This is a genomic window from Dokdonella sp. GW821-FHT11D02 (assembly GCF_058808595.1).
Genome location: NZ_CM179520.1, coordinates 3,823,457 through 3,842,975, shown reverse-complemented (window position 1 = coordinate 3,842,975; position 19,519 = coordinate 3,823,457). Strand labels below are relative to the sequence as shown.

General features: G+C 67.4%; 15 protein-coding genes. 11 read left to right on the top strand and 4 right to left on the bottom strand.

What is annotated here, in order from left to right:
- Positions 1-75 precede the first annotated feature (75 nt).
- Entirely contained in the window at positions 76-981 is a 906-nt protein-coding gene (locus AC3QL3_RS16470; protein ID WP_492895166.1) for a PhzF family phenazine biosynthesis protein, read from the bottom strand.
- 228 nt (positions 982-1,209) lie between these two features.
- On the opposite strand from AC3QL3_RS16470, the gene AC3QL3_RS16465 reads away from it, so the two are divergent.
- From AC3QL3_RS16465 to AC3QL3_RS16440, 6 genes are read left to right on the top strand one after another with little or no spacing between them, the layout of a single operon-like run.
- Positions 1,210-3,771: a bifunctional aspartate kinase/diaminopimelate decarboxylase gene (locus tag AC3QL3_RS16465; protein WP_492898961.1), complete on the top strand. Its 2,562-nt coding sequence runs from the start codon at positions 1,210-1,212 to the stop codon at positions 3,769-3,771.
- Positions 3,768-4,235: a hypothetical protein gene (locus tag AC3QL3_RS16460; protein WP_492895165.1), complete on the top strand. Its 468-nt coding sequence runs from the start codon at positions 3,768-3,770 to the stop codon at positions 4,233-4,235. Before AC3QL3_RS16465 ends, AC3QL3_RS16460 begins: the two co-directional genes overlap by 4 nt.
- On the top strand, positions 4,222-5,565 hold the full coding sequence (gene murL / locus AC3QL3_RS16455; protein ID WP_492895164.1) for a UDP-N-acetyl-alpha-D-muramoyl-L-alanyl-L-glutamate epimerase: 1,344 nt from the start codon (positions 4,222-4,224) through the stop codon (positions 5,563-5,565). Before AC3QL3_RS16460 ends, murL begins: the two co-directional genes overlap by 14 nt.
- On the top strand, positions 5,552-6,919 hold the full coding sequence (gene murD / locus AC3QL3_RS16450; RefSeq protein ID WP_492895163.1) for a UDP-N-acetylmuramoyl-L-alanine--D-glutamate ligase: 1,368 nt from the start codon (positions 5,552-5,554) through the stop codon (positions 6,917-6,919). The genes murL and murD overlap by 14 nt, the downstream gene beginning before the upstream one ends.
- A gap of 22 nt (positions 6,920-6,941) precedes the next feature.
- A complete protein-coding gene (locus tag AC3QL3_RS16445) occupies positions 6,942-7,196 on the top strand; it encodes a YciI family protein (RefSeq protein ID WP_492895162.1) in 255 nt (84 codons plus the stop codon).
- 26 nt (positions 7,197-7,222) lie between these two features.
- Entirely contained in the window at positions 7,223-7,822 is a 600-nt protein-coding gene (locus AC3QL3_RS16440; protein WP_492895161.1) for a short chain dehydrogenase, read from the top strand.
- On the opposite strand, the gene AC3QL3_RS16435 is transcribed toward AC3QL3_RS16440, so the two are convergent.
- Positions 7,807-8,676: a helix-turn-helix transcriptional regulator gene (locus tag AC3QL3_RS16435; protein WP_492895160.1), complete on the bottom strand. Its 870-nt coding sequence runs from the start codon at positions 8,674-8,676 to the stop codon at positions 7,807-7,809. The two genes, AC3QL3_RS16440 and AC3QL3_RS16435, sit on opposite strands and share 16 nt — an antisense overlap.
- A 99-nt stretch (positions 8,677-8,775) precedes the next feature.
- Here AC3QL3_RS16435 and AC3QL3_RS16430 point away from each other — a divergent pair, with 99 nt between their 5' ends.
- From AC3QL3_RS16430 to AC3QL3_RS16420, 3 genes are all read left to right on the top strand, one after another.
- Entirely contained in the window at positions 8,776-9,672 is an 897-nt protein-coding gene (locus tag AC3QL3_RS16430; RefSeq protein ID WP_492895159.1) for an SDR family oxidoreductase, read from the top strand.
- A gap of 66 nt (positions 9,673-9,738) precedes the next feature.
- Positions 9,739-10,530 (top strand): dienelactone hydrolase family protein, encoded by a 792-nt coding sequence (locus tag AC3QL3_RS16425; protein ID WP_492895158.1) that lies wholly within the window; start codon positions 9,739-9,741, stop codon positions 10,528-10,530.
- 6 nt (positions 10,531-10,536) lie between these two features.
- Positions 10,537-10,989 (top strand): low affinity iron permease family protein, encoded by a 453-nt coding sequence (locus tag AC3QL3_RS16420; RefSeq protein WP_492895157.1) that lies wholly within the window; start codon positions 10,537-10,539, stop codon positions 10,987-10,989.
- Positions 10,990-10,999: 10 nt separating this feature from the next.
- Here AC3QL3_RS16420 and AC3QL3_RS16415 read toward each other — a convergent pair whose 3' ends face one another.
- Positions 11,000-12,004 carry a polyprenyl synthetase family protein gene (locus tag AC3QL3_RS16415; protein WP_492895156.1) on the bottom strand — a complete coding sequence of 335 codons (1,005 nt, stop codon included), beginning with the start codon at positions 12,002-12,004 and terminating at the stop codon, positions 11,000-11,002.
- Between the two features lie 215 nt (positions 12,005-12,219).
- On the opposite strand from AC3QL3_RS16415, the gene AC3QL3_RS16410 reads away from it, so the two are divergent.
- On the top strand, positions 12,220-14,142 hold the full coding sequence (locus AC3QL3_RS16410; RefSeq protein ID WP_492895155.1) for a CocE/NonD family hydrolase: 1,923 nt from the start codon (positions 12,220-12,222) through the stop codon (positions 14,140-14,142).
- A gap of 111 nt (positions 14,143-14,253) precedes the next feature.
- Positions 14,254-14,766 (top strand): single-stranded DNA-binding protein, encoded by a 513-nt coding sequence (gene ssb, locus AC3QL3_RS16405; RefSeq protein WP_492895154.1) that lies wholly within the window; start codon positions 14,254-14,256, stop codon positions 14,764-14,766.
- 464 nt (positions 14,767-15,230) lie between these two features.
- On the opposite strand, the gene AC3QL3_RS16400 is transcribed toward ssb, so the two are convergent.
- A complete protein-coding gene (locus AC3QL3_RS16400; protein ID WP_492895153.1) occupies positions 15,231-18,788 on the bottom strand; it encodes a S8 family serine peptidase in 3,558 nt (1,185 codons plus the stop codon).
- Positions 18,789-19,519 lie beyond the last annotated feature (731 nt).

Sequence of the window (19,519 nt, the reverse complement as noted above, 5' to 3'; positions counted from 1 at the left end):
TCGCGATCGGTCACGGGAGATCCAGGCGCAAAGTGCGGATGATGCCGCAGTCGTGCGGCCGCGTGTGGATCGATTTCAGAAGCTCAGCGCGCCTGTGATGCAGGTGACGCAGTGGCCGCCGATTTCGATGCGGCCATCCGCCTCGACGCGAACCTCGACCATGCCGTCACGGCCGATCTCGCGGCCCTGGCTCGCGCGGTAGCGCGGGCCGATCGCGGCGAGCTGGCTCGATGCACGCAGGAAGGCCGCGATCGCCGCGTTCGCGCTGCCGGTGACCGGATCTTCCGGAATACCGTCAGCCGGGCAGAACGCACGCACGGCGAGGGCGGCGTCGGCATCGTTCTGGCGGCCGAATACGCACAAGCCGACCACGTCGGTATGCCGCTGAGTGAGCGCGGCGACGCGCGCGAGGTCGGGCCGCAACGCGCGCACGCCGGCGCCGTCGACGGCGGCGCACACCAGCCAGCGCGCACCGACGTCGACCAGCCGTGCCAGCGGCTCGCGCGCGAGGCTGGCGCCGAGCGCGTGTTCGCACGCCTCGAGCAGTTCGCGCGAGGGCTGCTGCAACTGCGCCGGCGGCGCCTGCACGAACACGCGGCGGCCGTCGTCGCGTTCGATCCGCAGCGGCAGCAGGCCCGCCGCGCATTCCAGAGTGAGCGTGTCGCGCTCGGCCAGCTCGACGCGGGCTTCGAGCACGGCGTGTGCGGTGCCGACGGTCGGATGGCCGGCGAACGGCAGTTCCTGGCGCGGGGTGAAGATGCGCAAGCGGAAGTCAGCGCGCGCATCCGTCGGCCTCAGTACGAAGGTCGTTTCCGACAGGTTGGTCCAGTTCGCCAGGCGCTGCATCGCTGCGCCGTCCAGATCGTCGGCGTCGAACACCACCGCGACGGGATTGCCGTAGCCGGCGCGTGTGGTGAACACGTCGACCTGCGCGTAGGCACGGCTGCGCGGCGCGGCGTCGCCGAAATGAAATTTGCTCATGAGTCGGTTCGCGGATCTGGGGGGCGCGGCCATTGTGCGGCACGCGACTGCGCTTGCGCGTTGCCGGCAAAAAGCCGGCGCGGCGCCTGCAAATGGCCATGCCATTGCGTTCTGCTGCGCTGCACGAAAGAATGCCGCGGCTGTGTACCGGCCCGAAGGACCTTCCCATTGAGTTCCGTTCCCGCGCGCGCTGAGGCGCCCTCCGACATCGCCCGTTCCTGGGTCGTCATCAAGTTCGGCGGCACCTCGGTGTCGCGGCGCGAGCGCTGGGACAACATCCGCATGATCGCCGCCGCGCATCGCGCTCGCGGCCGCGGTGTGCTGATCGTGGTGTCGGCGTTGTCGGGCATCACCGACCAGTTGAAGGCTATCGCCGAAGCGCGCAACGACGAAGCGCGTTGTCGCGAGGTGCAGGCGACGATCGTCGCGCGGCATCGCGCGATGTGCGAAGAACTCGGGCTCGCCGCTTGCGTGCGCATGGACCAGCGTTTGGCCGAGCTCGATCGTCTGATCGCCGATCCGCGCCGTGTGCAGGCGGCGGTGTCGTGGCAAGCCGAGGTGTTCGCGCTCGGGGAATTGATGTCCAGCGCGCTCGGCGCGGATTTTCTCGGCGCGAGCGGCTTGCCGACGCATTGGCTCGACGCGCGCGAGCACCTGTGCGCGCTGCCGATCGCGAACCAGAACGCTTGGTCGCGCTACCTCTCCGCCAACGTGCCGGCGACGCCGGACGCGGCCTTCGCCGCCGCGCTCGCCGCGCGCGGCGACTGTTTCATCACGCAGGGTTTCATTGCGCGCAACGGCGAGGGCGAGACGGTGCTGCTCGGCCGCGGCGGCTCGGATACCTCGGCCGGCTATTTCGGCGCCTTGTTGAAAGCCGAACGAGTGGAAATCTGGACCGACGTGCCGGGCATGTTCAGCGCCAATCCGCGCGTGGTGCCCGAAGCGCGCCTGCTGGCGCGGCTGGACTACGAAGAAGCGCAGGAAATCGCCACCACCGGCGCCAAGGTGCTGCATCCGCGTTCGCTCGGACCGCTGCGCCGCGCCGGCGTGCCGCTGGCGATCAAGGACACGAATCGTCCGCAGCTCGCCGGCACCGAAATCCGCGCGGTCGCCGCCGACGCGGCGCCGTGCGTGAAGGCGATCAGCGCGCGCAAGGGCGTCACCCTGATCTCGATGGAATCGATCGGCATGTGGCAGCAGGTCGGCTTCCTCGCCGACGTGTTCGAGGCGTTCAAGCGCCACGGCCTGTCGGTGGATTTGATCGGCTCGGCCGAAACCAATGTGACGGTGTCGCTCGATCCGACCGAGAACCTGGTCAATTCCGACGTGCTGTCGGCGCTCGCCGCCGACCTGGCGCGCATCTGCCGCGTCAAGGTGATCGCGCCGTGCGCGGCGATCACCCTGGTCGGGCGCGGCATGCGTTCGCTGCTGCACAAGTTATCGAGCGTCCTGGCCGAGTTCGGCGCGCTCGATGTGCATCTGATCAGCCAGTCCTCGAACAATCTCAATTTGACCTTCGTCGTCGACGAAGCGCTCGCCGACGAACTGATCCCGCGCCTGCACGCGCTCTTGATCCGTGCCGACGCCTTGCGCGCCGAGGACGGCGCCGTGTTCGGACCGAGCTGGCGCGAGCTCGGTGCCGAAGCCGCTGCGGCCAAGCGCGAGACCTGGTGGATGCGCCGCCGCAATGAGCTGCTCGAACTCGCCACCGCAGCGACGCCGCGCTACGTCTACGCGCTCGATGCGGTACGCGCGCAGGCGCGTTCGTTGCGCGCGTTCGCCGCCGTCGACCGCTGGCACTACGCGCTGAAGGCGAATCCGCATCCGGCGATTCTGCGCGCCTTGCACGAGGAAGGTTTCGCCTTCGAATGCGTGTCGATGGCCGAAGTCGCCGCGGTGCGCGCGACGCTGCCGCCGTTGCCCGCCGAACGTATCCTATTCACGCCGAACTTCGCGCCGCGCGCGGAGTACGCCGAGGCGCTCGCGGCCGGCGTGCGCACCACGCTCGACGCGCTGCATCCGTTGCAGCATTGGGGCGAATTGTTCGGCGGGCACGAGATCCATCTGCGCGTCGATCTCGGCGTCGGCCGCGGCCATCACGACAAGGTCAAGACCGGCGGCGCGGCGTCGAAATTCGGCCTCGCGCTGGATCAGGTCGAGGAGTTTCGCGCGCTGGCGCGCCGTCACGGCGCGCGCATCGTCGGCCTGCATGCGCATCTGGGTTCGGGCATCCTCGACGCTGCGCATTGGCGCGCGGTCTACGCGCAGCTGGCGAGCGTGGCGGAAGGCTTCAGTCGGATCGAATCGATCGACATCGGCGGCGGCCTCGGCGTGCCGTCGCGACCGGACGAAGCGCCGCTCGACCTCGCCGCACTCGACGCGGCGCTGAGCGAGGTCAAGAGCGCCTATCCGCAGTTCCGGCTGTGGCTGGAGCCGGGCCGCTTTCTGGTCGCCGACGCCGGGGTGTTGCTCGCGCGCGTGACCCAGACCAAGCGCAAGGGCAACGTGCGCTACGTCGGTATCGACGCCGGCATGAATTCGCTGATCCGGCCGGCGCTGTACGAGGCTTGGCACGAGATTGTGAACCTGACGCGCCTGGATCAGCCGGCCGAGGCGATGGTTCAAGTCGTCGGTCCGATCTGCGAGAGCGGCGATGTGCTCGGCGCGAATCGGCGCCTGCCCGAATGCCACGAGGGCGACGTGATCCTGATCGCGCAAGCCGGTGCCTACGGCGCGGTGATGGCCTCGCACTACAACTTGCGCGAACCCGCGGCGGAGATCGCGCTGTGAGTCGCGCGCGCCTTTTGCTGCACCTGGCCGCCCTGATCGCACCGCTCGCGGTCGCGGCGGCATGGTCGCTCGCACTGAGCCGCAACGATCCTGCGCTCGCCTTGAAGCAGAGCCTGATCTTCGGCAGTGTCGGTGCATTGTCGGCGCAGATCGCCGCCGTATCGCGCTGGCCGGCGCTGGCGCGCCGCGCCGCCGCCGGTGAGGGCGCCTGGAAGACCGGGCTCGGCATGGCGGCGATCACCCATGTCTTGTTCGGCCTCTTGTTCACCGCCGCGCTGAACGCTTCGGTGCTGTGGCTGGAGCCGAGCCAGGCGAGCAGCGTCTCGGATGTGATCCTGCAAGCGCTGTTCTTCGTCGCGAGCTCGGTGCTGATCGCCGGCGCCGCGACTTTTCCATTGACCGCGGCGCTGGCGCAAGGTATCGCCGCGCTGCGCCGCAAGGAGCTCGCCGATGGCGCTCGCTGATCCACGCGCCGCACGCGCCTTCCGTTTCGTCCGCCGCGGTTATGCCGACGGCGTGGTCTCGCTCGTGTACGCGTTCGACGACGGTGCCGAGCTGGTCGAGCGCATCGTGTTTGCGCAGCCGCCGGCGCTGCCGCCGCCGCGCACGCAGGCGTTCGAGGCCGCGCTCGATCTGTTGCATCTGATCGCCGGCGTCAGCTACTACAAGGCCGGCGTGCCGGGTGAGATCCGCGTCGAGTCGGCGGCATTGGATGTACCGACGGCGACGTTTCTCGATGCTCTGTATCTGCACGGGCTGGGTGAGTTCGCCTACCACAACAAGCTCGATCTGCGTGGGCGCATCCGCTTTCCGAGCATGGCGGCAGCGTCGACGTCGGCGCCGGCGCTCGACCTGCCGCGGCGCAGCTTGGTGCCCATCGGCGGCGGCAAGGACTCGCTGGTCAGCGTCGAAATCCTCAAGGCTGCCGGCGCAGCGGCGAGCGCGGCGTGGGTCGGCCATTCGCCGCTGATCGCGGCCTGCGCCGAACGCACCGAGTTGCCGATGCTGAACGTCGGCCGCGAACTGTCGCCGCTACTGTTCGAGTACAACAAGGCCGGTGCCTACAACGGCCACATTCCGGTAACCGCGATCAACTCGGCGATCCTGGTCGTCGCGGCCTTGTTGTACGGCTACGACGCGATCGCGTTCTCGAACGAGCGCTCGGCCTCGAGCGCCACGCTCGAATACGACGGCCAGCCGATCAACCATCAATGGAGCAAGGGCTGGGAGTTCGAGCGGGTCTTCGGTGAGCTGGTGCAGGCGCGCGTCGCCGCGGATTTGCGCTACTACTCCTTGCTGCGGCCGCTGTCGGAACTCGCGGTGGCCGAGCGCTTCGCGCGCAGCACGCGCTACGACGCATCGTTTTCGAGCTGCAATCGCAATTTCCGCATTCTCGGTGCGAAGCCGGCCGAGCGCTGGTGCGGACAGTGCCCCAAGTGTCACTTCGTCTTCCTCGCGCTGAGCGTGTTCATGCCCAAGCCGCGCCTGCTGGCGATCTTCGGCCGCAATCTGCTCGACGACGCGAGTCTGGCCGCGGGCTTCGACGCCTTGATCGAATATCGCGAGCACAAGCCGTTCGAGTGCGTCGGCGAGGGTGTCGAATCGCGGGCCGCATTCGCCGCCCTGGCCGCGCGCGCGGAGTGGAGCGAAGACGCGCTGGTCGCGCGCTTCGCCGAGGAGATCGCGCCGCAGCTCGATCCGCGCGAACTCGCCCTGGCGCCGTTGCTGACGCCGTCCGCAGAGCATCGCATTCCTGCGCCTTTGCAGCCGTTCGTGTTCGATGCGCCTGGCTGATCTCGCCGGGCGTCGCGTCGCGGTCTGGGGCTACGGCCGCGAAGGCCGCGCCGCGCTGGCCGCGCTGCGCCTACGCGCGCCGCAGCTGCGGCCGACGCTGTTCTGCAGCACTGAAGAAGCGCGCTCGCTCGCCGCGGGCGAGCTGGGCAGCATCGATATCGTAAGCGTGCCTCCCGACGGCGCCGCGTTGTCCGTCTTCGACGTCGTGATCAAGTCGCCCGGCATCAGCGCATACAAGCGCGAAATGCTCGAGGCGCAGCACAACGGCACACGCTTCACGTCCGGCACCGCGCTGTGGTTCGCCGAAACTCCGCAGGCGCGCGTGATCGCGGTGACCGGCACCAAGGGCAAGAGCACGGTGACGGCGACGATCGCGCATCTGCTGCGTGCGCTCGGCCGTCGCGTTGCGCTGGCCGGCAACATCGGCCTGCCGTTGTTGGAGTTGCTCGATCCGCTGCAGCCGCCGGACTGGTGGGTGGTGGAGCTGTCGAGCTTCCAGACGCGCGAGGCGGCGCCGCTCGATGTCGCCGTGATCAACAATCTGTACGAAGAACATCTCGATTGGCACGGCACGCGCGAGCGTTACGCCGAGGACAAACTGGCGTTGGCAGCGGTCGCGCGCACGCTGGTCGTCAATGCCGCGCAAGCGCCGCTGCTGGCGCGCCTCGCGGCGCATCCGCATCAGCTCGGCTTCGGCGGCAGCGAGGGCTGGCACGTGGCCGGCGCGACGATTCGGCGCGGTGCGCGTGCGGCCTTCGACCTCGCGCATTCGCCGCTGCCTGGGCCGCACAACGCGCTGAATTTCTGCGCCGCGCTGGCGGCGCTGGAGGCGGCCGGCGAGGATGCGTTCGCCGCGGCGTCGGCGTTGGCGACGTTCCGGCCGCTGCCGCATCGCTTGCAAACCTTGGGTGAGCGCGACGGCTTGCGTTGGATCGACGACAGTATCGCGACCACGCCGCAAGCGACGCTGGAAGCTCTCGCGAGCATTGCCGGTCGTGCCGTCACGGTGCTGGTCGGCGGTTACGAACGCGGCCTCGATTGGCGCGGCTTCGCCGAGGTCGTGCGTGCGCAGCCGCCGCATGCGATCGTCGCGATGGGCGCCAACGGCGCGCGCATCGAAGCGCAGTTGCGCGAGATCGGCGGCGCGTACCGGCTCGAATCTGCGGCGAGTGTCGACGAAGCGGTAGCGCGTGCCCGCACGCTGACGCCGGCCGGCGGCGTCGTGCTGCTCTCGCCCGGTGCGCCGAGCTTCGATCAATTCAAGGACTACGCCGAGCGCGGTCGCCGCTTCGCCGAACTGGCCGGTTTCGATCCGGCGGCGATCGGTTCGATCGAAGGGCTCGGCATCGCATGAATTTGCAACGGAGACATTCTCGATGAATCGCTACCTGGTGCTGGTAATGCGCAAGCCCAGCTTCGATGCGGCGCTCGGGCCCGCGCACAAGACGTTTTTGGACGAGTTGCGCGCGCAAGGGCGATTGGAGCTGTCCGGTCCGTTCGCCGATGCCAGCGGCGGCGCGTATCTGATGCTGGCCGCAAGCTTGGAGGAGGCGCAGGCGACCGCGCTGCGCGATCCTCTGCATCAGCACGGCGCATCGACCGTCAGCGTGTACGAATGGCGCACGAATTGAGCCACGCCTAGACCTGGGAGTAGACCATGAAAATACTGATCATCGGCGCCGCCGGCGCCGTGGGCAAAGCGATCGCGGCAGAACTCGCGCCGCGGCACGAGATCGTCGCGGCCGGCCGCAGCAGCGGCGCGCATCGCGTCGACGTGCGCGACCGTGCCAGCATCGACCGGCTGCTCACCGAAGTCGGAGCACTGGACGCGATCGTGATGGCGATCGGCAGCGTGCATTTCGGTCCGCTCGCCACGATGACGGCGGAACAGTTTCGCGTCGGCCTCGACGACAAGCTGATGGGGCAGGTCAACGTCGTGCTCGCCGCGCAGCATCGGCTCAACGACGGCGGCTCGTTCACTCTGACCAGCGGCATCCTGGCCGAACAGCCGATCCGCGAAGGCGTCGATGCGACCGCGGTGAATGCGGCGGTGGAAGGCTTCGTGCGCGCCGCCGCGATCGAGCTGCCGCGCGGTCTGCGCATCAACGCAATCAGCCCGACCGTGTTGGCCGAGTCGATGCCCACGTACGGGCCGTACTTCCGCGGCTTCGAGCCGGCACCTGCGGCGCGCGTCGCGCTGGCCTACAGCCGCAGCGTCGAAGGCGCGCAGAGCGGGCAGGTTTACAAGGTTTGGTGAGCGCGCCGGCGCGGCGCCGGTGCGTCGTTGCGCCGGCCGAGTACGGCGCGCACGCGTTCGGCGTCGTCCGCTGTGGCCGGGTTGTACACGATCATGCCGAGGTCGGGACGGCCGTCGACGGCGAAGGTCGAATACTCGAACTCGATCGGGCCGGCGAGCGGATGTTTCAGCTTCTTCACGCCTTCGCCGTAGCTGCGCACGTCGTGTTCGTTCCATAGCGCTGCGAACTCGCGGCTCGCCTGACTCAATTCGTCGACCAGCGCTTGCACTTGCGCCGTGGCACCGGCGCGCGCCACATCGGCGCGGAAGGTGGCGACGACGAAGCGCGCGACGCCGTCCCAGTCGTACTGCGCCGCGCGCACGCGCGGATCGCAGAAGACCAGGCGCAGGATGTTGCGCTGCGCAGGGGCGAGCGCGCCGTAGTCGGTCAGCATCGCCGCGGCGGCACGGTTCCAGGCGACCACGTCCCAGGTCGGCGTCTTGACCAGGGCCGGGCTCAGCTCGAACGCGTCGAGCACGCGCTGCAGGCGCGGGGTGACGCCTTCGATCGTGCTCGGATAGCGCACGTCGGGCGGGCGGCCGAGCGCGATCAGGAACAGATGTTCGCGTTCGACCTCGGTCAGCATCAGCGCGCGGCCGATGCGGTCGAGCGCCTCCGCCGAGGGCGCGCCGCCGCGGCCTTGCTCGAGCCAGGTGTACCAGGTCGCGCTGACGTGCGCGCGCTGCGCCACTTCTTCGCGCCGCAGTCCAGGCGTGCGGCGGCGTGTGAGCGGCAGACCGAAGGCGGCCGGGTCGAGTTTCGCGCGCCGATCCTTGAGATAGGCGCCGAGCGGATTGTCGTGCGTGGTCGGCATGCGAGCCTGTTAGTTCTTATACCTGTATAAGTTCACTTATTTACCCCGATACAGTATGCGCCGAAATTCCTCTCCGTCCATTCGGAAGCGGAGAATTTCATGCGTGTGTTCGTAACGGGTGCCAGCGGCTTCATCGGTTCGGCCGTAGTCGCCGAATTGCAGGCGGCAGGGCATCAGGTGTTGGGCTTGGCGCGGTCGGCGGAGAAGGCCGCCGCTCTTGCTGCTGCAGGAGTCGAGGTGCAGCGCGGTTCCATCGCAGATCTCGCAGGCCTCAAAGAAGGTGTCGCGCGTGCGGATGGCGTCATCCATCTGGCCTTCAATCACGACGACTTCTCGAAGTTCGCCGCCAATTGCGAAGACGATCGACGCGTGGTCGAAGCGCTAGGCTCGGCGCTGGCTGGTTCGAACCGTCCCTTGATCGTCACCTCCGGCACTGCGACTACGGTGCGCACCGGACGTCCGGCAACGGAAGAAGACACCGTGTTGAGCAGCGCGGTGATGCCGCGCGCGGCCACCGAAGAAGCGGTGGCGTCGGCCTCTGCGGCCGGCGCCAACGTTTCGGTGGTGCGTCTGCCGCAGGTGCACGACACGCGTCGCCAAGGCTTGGTCAGCTACGCGATCGAGGTGGCGCGCGAGAAAGGCAGGTCCGCCTATATCGGCGAGGGCAGCAATCGCTGGCCGGCGGTGCATCTGCTCGACGCGGCGCGCCTGTATCGGCTCGCGCTGGAGAAGGCGGAACCCGGTGCGCGCTATCACGCGGTAGCGGAAGAGGGCGTGCGCATGCGCGACATCGCAGAAGCCGTCGGACGGCAGCTCGGGCTTCCGGCCGTGTCGATCGCGGCCGAAGAAGCGCCCGCACACTTCGGCTGGCTCGCGCACTTCGTCGCGCACGATCTTCCGGCCGCGAGCGAATGCACACGGCAGCGTTTGGGTTGGAATCCCAGCGGCCCGGGCTTGCTCGCCGATCTCGAACGGATGCGCAACGCCGCGGCGTGACGCGCTCGCCGCTGCGATCCTGCGACGCGACGTATGATGCGATTCCTGGCCCGAAGGAGTTCCATCATGCGCTCGCGTCTATTCGCTCTCGCCTGTCTCGCTGGTTTCGCCGCGCCGCTGCATGCGGCGATCGTGTCCAAGCCGATCGACTACGAAATCGGCGGCAAGAAGATGCAAAGCGTGCTGGTCTACGACGATGCGGTGAAAACTTCGCGTCCGGGCTTGGTGATGACGCCCGATTGGCTCGGCATCACGCCGGACAATCTCGCCCTGGCGGAGAAGATCGCCGGCAAGAATTACGTGATCCTGGTCGCCGACGTCTACGGCGTCGACGCGCGTCCGAAGAATCCCGAGCAAGCGGGCGCTGCGACCAAGGCGCTGTACCAGAACCGCGCGGAATTGCGCGCGCGCATCGGCGCCGCGCTGGCGCAGCTGAAGTCGCAAGCGGGCAAGGCGCCGCTCGACGGCAAGCATTGGGGCGCGCTCGGCTTCTGCTTCGGCGGCGCCACCACGCTCGATCTCGCGCGCAGCGGCGCCGACGTCGCCGGCGTGGTTTCCTTCCACGGCAATCTGTCCAGCGACGATCCGCAACTGGCGAAGGCGATCAAGGCGAAGGTGCTGGTGCTGCACGGCGCCGACGACAAGTTCGAATCGCCCGAGCAGATCGCCGGCTTCCAGCAGGAAATGCGCGACGCCAAGGTCGATTGGCAGTTCGTCAGCTACGGCGGCGCGGTGCACTGCTTCGCGATTCCGGATGCCGACGGCTCGACCCCGGGCTGCAAATACGACGAGCGCACCGCCAAACGCGCCTTCGCGCAGATGCGCACGTTCTTCGACGACACCTTCGCGGCGAAGTAGACGCCGATGAGCCAGAGCGGCGGCTTCACGCGCTTCGCCAGCGCCGCTTCGCGCCTGACCGGACGCGCCGGCACGTTCGCATTGGCCGGCCTGGTGGTGGTCGTGTGGGCGGTCACCGGTCCGCTGTTCCGCTTCAGCGACACCTGGCAGCTGGTCATCAATACCGGCACCACGATCGTCACCTTCCTGATGGTGTTTCTGATCCAGAACACGCAGAACCGCGATTCGGAGGCGATGCACGTCAAACTCGACGAAATCATCCGCGCGCTCGAAGGTGCGCACAACGCGCTGCTCGATCTGGAGGAGCTGGACGAGGAAGCGCTCGATCGCGTGCGCCGGCGCTATCGTGATCTGGCGAGCAAGGCGCGGGCGGAGATCGCCTCAGGCGGCCGCGACATCGGCTGCGAGGACGTCGAGCCGGACGAGGGCGGTACGGAGAAGGGCAAGCGTCGCGATTGAGCGCGACGTTTCAGCGCGTGCGATCGACCGCGTAGTCGGCCAGCACGGCGAGTGCGTCGCGTGCGTGCGAAGGCGGCAGCTCGGCGAGTGCGTCGCGTGCGGACTGCGCGTAGGACTGCGCGCGCTGGCGCGAAGCGGTCAGCGCGTCGGTGGCGCGAATGGCCGCCAGCACTTCGTCGAGCGCATCGAGGCCGCCGGCTTGAATGGCGCGCTTGAGCATCGCCGCCTGTGCCGGTTCACTGCGCTCGATCGCCAGGATCAGCGGAAGGGTTGGTTTGCCTTCGGCCAGATCGTCGCCGATGTTCTTGCCGAGCGTGCCGGCGTCGGAGGCGTAGTCGAGCACGTCGTCGGCGATCTGGAAGGCATAGCCGAGATCGAGGCCGTAGCGCGCGAGCGCATTCTCTTGCGCGGGCGGCAGTTCCGCCAGCACGGCGCCCAGGCGTGTCGCCGCCGCGAACAGCACGGCGGTCTTGCGTTCGATCACGTCGAGATAGGCCTGCTCGCTGGTGTCGGGGTTGCCGATGTTGAGCAGCTGCAGCACTTCGCCCTCGGCGATGCGGTTGGTGGTGTCGGCGAGGATGCGCATGACGCGCATGCTGTCGAGTTCCACCATCATCTGAAACGAGCGCGAATAGAGAAAATCGCCGACCAGCACGCTGGCCGCGTTGCCCCACACCGCATTTGCGGTCTGGCGGCCGCGGCGCAGATCCGATTCGTCGACGACGTCGTCGTGCAGCAGGGTCGAGGTATGGATGAACTCGATCACCGCGGCCAGCGGCACCTGCTGGCGTCCCTCATAACCGGCCGCCTGCGCGGCGAGCAGATGCAGCATCGGACGCAGACGCTTGCCGCCGCCGCCGATGATGTGCTCGGCGACTTGGTTGATCAGCACCACGTCGGAGGCCAGGCGCGTGCGGATCAGCGTATCGACCGCAGCCATGTCGGCGGCGGCCAGCGCTTGCACGTCGGCGAAACGGGTGATCGAAAACGACGGTAAGGGGTGCGCTGTGGACATTGTCGATGGGTCGATAACTCCGTCCGATTGTAACAGGCGAGGCGAAGCGTCCGTGCCGCGCGAGTCGGTCGCTGCGCGCTCGGCGCAGGATCGCCCATCGAATACGCATGGCCGTTACACGGTCGTCGATGCGTCCGAAATGTGACCTTTGGCGCTGTCGCGATCATCGGTTCTGGATTAAGACCGTCGGGATTTTTCCTCGAACGAGGTCTTCGATGAACACCCTGCGTATCGCGAGTCTGTGTTCCGCCGCGTTGCTGGTCCTGTCGCTGGGCGTTCGCGCCGACACGCCGCCGCTGTCGCCCGATATCCCCAAAGCGTTCACGGCTCCGGTACAGAGCTATGACTACGCCAAGCGCATCGAGATGATTCCGATGCGCGACGGCGTCAAGCTGTACACCGTGATCATGGTGCCGAACGGCGCCAAGAACGCGCCGATTCTGCTCACGCGAACACCCTACAACGCGGCCAAGCGCGTCGAGCGCGACACCAGCGGCAACCTGCTCGCCTCGCTGCCGCAGGGCGATGAGGTATTCGTCAAAGGCGGCTACATCCGCGTCTTCCAGGACGTGCGCGGCAAGTACGGCTCCGAAGGCGACTACGTGATGACGCGGCCGTTGCGCGGGCCGCTCAACGATTCCAAAGTCGACCACGCCACCGACGCCTACGACACGATTGAGTGGTTGGTGCACAACGTGAAGGAGTCGAACGGCAAGGTCGGCATGCTCGGCTCGTCCTACGAGGGCTTCACCGTCGTGATGGCGCTGACCAATCCGCATCCGGCGCTCAAGGTCGCAGCGCCCGAGAGTCCGATGGTCGACGGCTGGATGGGCGATGACTGGTTCCACTACGGCGCGTTCCGACAGACCAATTTCGACTACATCGTCGGCCAGACCAGCGATCGCGGCGAGGGCAAGAAGATTCCGCGCGTCGGTTACGACGACTACGACAATTTCCTGCGCGCAGGTTCGGCCGGCGATTTCGCGCGAGCCGCCGGGCTGGACCAGCTCGGCTTCTGGAAGAAGGTGTCCGAGCATCCCGCCTACGATGCGTTCTGGAGCGCGCAGGCGCTGGACAAGGTGATGGCGAAGACGCCGCTCAGCGTGCCGACGATGTGGGTGCAGGGCTTGTGGGACCAGGAAGATATGTGGGGCGCGATCCACAGCTATCCGGCGCTGGAACCGAAGGACACGCACAACGACAAGAATTTCCTCGTCATGGGGCCGTGGCGGCACAGCCAGGTCAACTACGACGGCACCGCGCTCGGCCCGCTGCAATGGACGGGCGATACCGCGCTGCAGTTCCGCCGCGACGTGCTCAAGCCCTTCTTCGATCAATACCTGCTCGACGGCGCGCGCAAGGCCGATACGCCGCCGGTGTACATCTACAACACCGGCGAAAACCACTGGGGCCGCTACGATTCCTGGCCGCTCAGCTGTAGCGACGGTTGCGCGGCGAAATCCAAGCCGCTGTACCTGAGCGCCGATCAAAGCCTGTCGTTCACGGCGCCGGTGGCGGGCAAGGACGCTTACGACGAGTACGTCTCCGATCCGGCCAAGCCGGTGCCGTATCAGCCGCGGCCGATCCGTTTCGCCGACGGCGACGCCTGGAAGCGCTGGCTGGTGGTCGACCAGCGTTTCGCTGACGGCCGCCCGGACGTGCTGACCTACGTCAGCGAACCCTTGCAGGAACCGCTGCATATCGCCGGGGCGCCGCAAGTCCATCTCACCGCTTCCACCAGCGGCACCGACAGCGACTGGGTGGTCAAGCTGATCGACGTCTATCCCGATACGGTGCCTTCGCGCCCGGAGATGGGCGGCTACGAACTCGGCGTGGCGATGGACATCTTCCGCGGCCGCTATCGCACGAGTTTCGAAAAACCCGAGGCGATCGCCGCAAACCAGCCCTTGGTATACAAATTCGGCCTGCCGACGGCGAACCATACCTTCGCGCCGGGGCACCGCATCATGGTGCAGATCCAGTCGAGCTGGTTCCCGCTGTACGACCGTAGCCCGCAGACTTTCGTGCCGAACATCTTCTTCGCCAAGCCGGGCGACTACCGCAAAGCGACGCAGCGGGTGTATCGCGGCGGTGCCGAGGCGAGCTACGTCGAGTTGCCGATCGTGCCGGCCGGATAGGCACGGAGCGAGGTTTTCCTACGCGCCCCGACCGCCGTTTCGCCGGGCCGCGGCGGAGGTGCGTGGTATCATTTGCGCCGCGCAATCGCATTGGATCGGAGAGAAGAACACATGGCACGAGGCATCAACAAGGTCATCCTCGTAGGCAATCTCGGCGCCGATCCGGAAACGCGCTACACCGCCAACGGCGGCGCGATCACCAACATCCGCCTGGCGACCAGCGAGAGCTGGCGCGACAAGCAGACCGGCGAGAATCAGGAACGCACCGAATGGCACCGCGTCGTGCTGTTCGGCAAGCTCGGCGAGATCGCCGGCGAGTACCTCAAGAAGGGCCGCCAGGTCTACATCGAAGGGTCCTTGCGCACGAACAAGTACACCGACAAGGAAGGCGTCGAGCGCTACACCACCGACATCGTCGCCAACGAGATGCAGATGCTCGGCGGCCCCGGTGGTGGTGGCGGTGAAGGCGGCGGTTATTCCGGCGGTGGCGGAGGAGGCGGTGGTGGTGGCGGATACAGCCGCGAGCGCGGCGAACGTTCGGCACCTTCGCGCGCACCGCAGTCGCAGCCGCCGTCGCGGCAGCCGGCGGCGGACAACTTCGAGGACGACGATATTCCGTTCTGATTCGCGCACCAGTTCTTTGCAGCGAATCGGGGCGCATCGATCAGGCTATTAGTGCATTGACGCGCATTTGTTCAATGGTGGCGCGCACCGGTTCGACTTAAGGTACTCACGACCGCCGCGGCAGGACTGAACCGGCTATTCCCACGGTCGAGGTGACGACGGGTTCCCCATTCTCGTCGATCGTCTCTGCAAGAACGCCGCGACGCTCATCGAAAGGCCCCTTTGCGGGGCCTTTCGCCTTTCTGCGACATGCCGACGTCGATATCGTGACCGCGCTCCGTTCGAAGCGCGGCGCGATCGCGTGGGTGCAAGGTGAATCGAGCTATCGCCGAGCCTGCGTCGCGAAGCGATGACTAGGCGCTCGAAGCAGCTACTCTGCATGCGAGTTCCCACCGCTGCCCTCCGCGAACGGCATGTTCGCGGAGGGCTGTAACGACGATCACTCCGGATACGGCTCGCCGCTTTCAGCGGCACATATGGTCACCGCCGCCGCCGGCACTCTGCTCGAAGCCGTTGGCGAAGATGACGTCGCCGGAGCCGCCGTTGCCGATGCGCACCTCGTCGAGCCAGAAGCCGGAGAACTCCGCGCCGCTGTCGGAAGAGAAGCTCCAGCGGATGCGCACCGTCTGGCCGGCATAGGTGGCGAGGTCGGATCCGAAGCCGAGGAACACCGGCGTCGCGCTATCGTTGTTCGGATCGGCCGCATTGGCGACGGTACTGACGCCGTTGAAGGCGCCGCGTGTGGCGGCGTAGCCGCAGGCGTTGCCCGCCGGTGAGCCGGTCTGGGCGAACGTGCTCGGATAGCCGCCAGTCGGTGGCAGGTCGGTCCAGGTTGCGCCGTCGTCGGTCGAAATCTCGGTGACCACGCCGTCCCACTCGTGTTCAAGGTTGTACTGCGCCTTGTAGCTGAGGCTCGCACCCGCCGGCAGCGTGAGCGCCGGCGTTTCGACGCTGGCGCAGGTGCTGGACGGATAGACGCCGCCGTCGCGCGCGTTGTGATAGCTCAGCGTTCCCGCGCTCGCCGCCGTATTGGTGACTTGCCACGGCGACTCCAGCGTCGCGTACACATGCGTGTCGGCGTCGTCCAAGTAGGCGGCCGGGTCGGGACCGTCGGCGCCGCTCGGAGTGACGCCGACCTGATCGGAGACCTCGCTCGCATTGCCGAGTGCGTCTTTGGCGAAGGCGCGATAGAAATACGGCTTGCCGTCCGTGACCGTGGTGTCGGTGTAGGTCGGCGTGGCGAGATTGTCGGCCAGCGTCGTCGGCGCACCGAAGTAGGGATCGGTATCGCGCAGGATCGTATAGGTGATCGCCGTGGTGGTCGGGCACTGCGAAGCCGCCGTGGCCCAGGACAACGCCACGCTGCAGCTCGCATGGGCGCCGTCGGCATTCAGCGATGCGGTGTCGAAGCTTGGCAGGCGCGTGCAGGCGTCCTGCGAAACGACGCTGACGCAGCTCTCCGAAAGCGCACCTTCGACGTCACCCTGGATTCCGCGCACGCGGTAGGCATAGCTGTAGCCGCCCTGCGTGCGATCGTCGATCAGCGGCGCCGCGGCGCCGTTCGCGACGAGGTGGAAATCGGCGCTGCTCGCGCTGTTGCAATCGCCGTCGGCGCGATAGAGCTGAAATCCTTGCGCGCCCGCCGCGGCGGTGAAGCCGATGCTGACGCCGCCGCTGCCATTGGCGGCCTGGGTCAGCGCGGTCGGTGCCGGGAACGGCGTCGGATCGGGCAGGCCGAAGGCGCCCGACAACGCCAGCGCGTAGCCTTGGCGGTCGGCGCCGTCGCTGCCGTCGCCCGGAACCTTGCTCGCCTTCACGCGGATCGTGTAGCGGCCGGCGACCGGTGTCGGCAGGCGCACTTGTTCGACCGTGTCCTTCGCATTGGCGCTGCCGCCGGCCGTCGACGCGGCGCCGTCGAAATGATTGCCGAGGTAGATCGTGCCGTCCGGCGCGACGACTTCGAGATCGAGATCGTTGACCAGGGTCGAGGCGGCGCCCGGTGCGGCCTCGACGTCGAACCAGGCCAAGGTCGCGCGCAGCTCGATGCCGGCGGCGACGTTGTCGACGACGTACTCGTTGACGTCTCCGGTCTCAAGGCCGGCCGCATTGACGCGTTCGAACACGCGCAGACGGCGGCTGTCGTCGCCGCCTGGCATCGTGTTCTTGAACCACAGATTGCTGTCGAGCCAGGCGCGGCCCCAACCGTTTTCTGCGGTCGGCCACTCCGGCGATGCGAGCGGGTTGGTGCCGTTGAGCAGCACCGCTTTCAGCGTCGGGCCGATCGGGTTGAGCGCATCGGCTGCGCTGCGTACGCCGCGCGGGTAGAAACCGTCGGTGAAGAATTGCCGCACCAGGGTGGCATTGCCGGTGATGGTCGGCGCGGCCATCGAGGTGCCGGAATTGGGCGCCGTCACCGGCGCGCGCACAGTCGAGGAAACCGGCGAACTGCTGGTGGTGTTGCGTGCGGAAATGATGCTCGATCCGGGGGCGGCGATGTCGGGCTTGGCGCGGCCGTCGGCGGCAGGGCCGATGTTGGAGTAGCCGGCGTGCTGCGTGCTGCCGGCATGGCCGAGCGCGGCGACGCTGAGCGCGTTCTTGGCATTGCCGGGCGAGCCCGTTTGCACCGGACCTGCGTCGTCGTTGCCGGCGGCGAAGATGACCAAGAAGTCCTCGTGCCGGCGCGTGACGCGGTCGACAGCGGCGTCGTCGCCGACGTACAAGCCGCCGGCGCTACCGCCCCAGCTGTCGTTGTGCAGACGCGCGCCGCCGGCATGGGCTTGTTCGAGCAGCGCTTCCACATCGCCGGCATTGACGTTGCGCGCGCTGGTGCCGCCGATGTCTTGCATCAGGAGCTGCGCGTTCGGCGCCATGCCGTCGGCGAGATCGTGATTGGGCAATAAGGGCGAGGAGGGCAGATAGCTGGTCGCACCGAACGTCCCCGCGGCATCGCCGAGCACGGTGCCGGTGGTATGTGTTCCATGACCGGAGTAGTAGTCGTAGGCGACGTTACCGGGCTGTGTCCAGTAGCCGATGATCTTGTTGTTCGGGTACAGGCGGCCGATCGCCGGCGGCACCGGCGGCGGATCGTCGGCGAAGGTGACTTCGGTGTGCGCGCCACTGCCCTTGTCCAGGCTCGCGAACCAAGCGGCGTCCGGCGTGGTGCCCGAATCCGCCACCGCGACGATCTGGCCGCTGCCGAGCAGACCTTGATCCCACAGGGGGCTGGGGCCGCAAACGTTGCCGCTGCCGGCGCAGGCGCCGGTGGCGTTGGCTTGCAGCGCGCCGACCGAACCGGCATTGAAGAGCTTGCTCTGCACCCACGGTGTGACGTAGCGCACGCCGTCGATCGCACTGGCTTCGCGTACGAGCGCGTCGAGTTGCGCTGCGCCGACGCGCGCTCGCACGTACGGTGCAGCGCCGTCGCGTTCGCTGCGCGCGGTGATTTCGACGTTCGGCACGCGCTTGCGCAGAGTCGCCGCGATCTGCGCCGAGGAGACACCGCTGAACGCGTGCAGGATGATCTCGTGGCCGCCGTCTTCCTGTCGTGCAGTGGTGTCGGTGCGGTGGGCGCGCCACAACTTCGGATCGAGTTTCATCGCCGGTTGCACGGCGCCGGCCCAGCGCACGCCCGGAATCTTGCGCACTTGCTCCAGTGCGGCGGCGTCGAGGCGCGCGTAGTAGGCATTGTTCGGCACGTAGCCGAGCAGCTTCACGCCGCGAGTCAGAAGTTCGCGGCGCGCCGTCTTGAGGCGGTCGGCTTCGAACTGCACGATCGCGTAGGAGGTCGGCTCCGCTGCGTCGGCCGCGCCGACGGCGGACACGTCCAGTGCTTGCGCCGATGGATCGAACGCTCCGACCTGCAGGATCAATCGATGCGGATTGGCGCGCGCCGCGTCGAGTGCGTCGATCTGCAGCGGTGCGGCCGCTACGGTCGCCGGAGCGGCGCCGACAGCGGGAAATTGAGCGCCGAAGGCGATGGCGAGAGCGGAGGCAAGCGCGGTACGGGTCGGGCGTACGAACATCGATTCGTCCTCGAGGGTCGGATAGGAGGGAGTTGGCTGGGCCGCACCGTCGACGACGGAATTGCGGCGCGACGATACGCGTGGCGTCGGGAAACGACGCTCCCCGATCGCCGCGTCGCACGACGATAGGAGTCGACCTTCCGCTCCGCCACTGACTGAAACGAAGTACGCGCTACAGCGAACTGAACGCTGGGCGGATTTGAGCACAAGTCGAGGCGGCCGCGCGCAGCAGCGATGCAGCGGTCGACGGCGTGCGTGCTGCGGCTTGGTTCGATGCCGGAACTGCCGTCGAGAACGACAGCCGGCGTCGCATCCACCGCGCGAGCTGCGAAGGCCGCGCAGCGGCAGATGAAGCATCGAGGCTGCGCTCCGCAGTCCATCGTTTCGATGACTTTTGCTCTGACTAAGTTGGAGGGGATTTTGCTTCGCGGCTCGCGCTCCGTATCCGCGCGCAATGCGGGGAAAACGCACCGGAAGCACGTAGATAAAGCATCAGCGAAGAGGTTGCGAGATCGCGTCGGCGCGTTTCGATGTCGTCACTCGAACGCGCAATGGCCGTCCTTGGCTTCGGTTTCATCTTGAAGTGGATGCTCACGCATGCGGCGCCCTCTGCCGACTCCTGGGTATGAAACGGCAGGACTCCCGGCGCCCTACGACTGTAGGTGAGCAGGTTCGCCAGCGGAACTGAACAAAAATTCCATATCGAATAGAAATGCGGTTCCGGTCGACCA

What these genes read in the sequence shown, in the direction of transcription:
- AC3QL3_RS16470 (WP_492895166.1), bottom strand. Translation starts at nt 981, where the DNA reads ATGAGCAAATTTCATTTCGGCGACGCCGCGCCGCGCAGCCGTGCCTAC.
- murL (WP_492895164.1), top strand. Translation starts at nt 4,222, where the DNA reads ATGGCGCTCGCTGATCCACGCGCCGCACGCGCCTTCCGTTTCGTCCGC.
- murD (WP_492895163.1), top strand. Translation starts at nt 5,552, where the DNA reads ATGCGCCTGGCTGATCTCGCCGGGCGTCGCGTCGCGGTCTGGGGCTAC.
- AC3QL3_RS16445 (WP_492895162.1), top strand. Translation starts at nt 6,942, where the DNA reads ATGAATCGCTACCTGGTGCTGGTAATGCGCAAGCCCAGCTTCGATGCG.
- AC3QL3_RS16440 (WP_492895161.1), top strand. Translation starts at nt 7,223, where the DNA reads ATGAAAATACTGATCATCGGCGCCGCCGGCGCCGTGGGCAAAGCGATC.
- AC3QL3_RS16435 (WP_492895160.1), bottom strand. Translation starts at nt 8,676, where the DNA reads ATGCCGACCACGCACGACAATCCGCTCGGCGCCTATCTCAAGGATCGG.
- AC3QL3_RS16430 (WP_492895159.1), top strand. Translation starts at nt 8,776, where the DNA reads ATGCGTGTGTTCGTAACGGGTGCCAGCGGCTTCATCGGTTCGGCCGTA.
- AC3QL3_RS16425 (WP_492895158.1), top strand. Translation starts at nt 9,739, where the DNA reads ATGCGCTCGCGTCTATTCGCTCTCGCCTGTCTCGCTGGTTTCGCCGCG.
- AC3QL3_RS16420 (WP_492895157.1), top strand. Translation starts at nt 10,537, where the DNA reads ATGAGCCAGAGCGGCGGCTTCACGCGCTTCGCCAGCGCCGCTTCGCGC.
- AC3QL3_RS16415 (WP_492895156.1), bottom strand. Translation starts at nt 12,004, where the DNA reads ATGTCCACAGCGCACCCCTTACCGTCGTTTTCGATCACCCGTTTCGCC.
- AC3QL3_RS16410 (WP_492895155.1), top strand. Translation starts at nt 12,220, where the DNA reads ATGAACACCCTGCGTATCGCGAGTCTGTGTTCCGCCGCGTTGCTGGTC.
- ssb (WP_492895154.1), top strand. Translation starts at nt 14,254, where the DNA reads ATGGCACGAGGCATCAACAAGGTCATCCTCGTAGGCAATCTCGGCGCC.
- AC3QL3_RS16400 (WP_492895153.1), bottom strand. Translation starts at nt 18,788, where the DNA reads ATGTTCGTACGCCCGACCCGTACCGCGCTTGCCTCCGCTCTCGCCATC.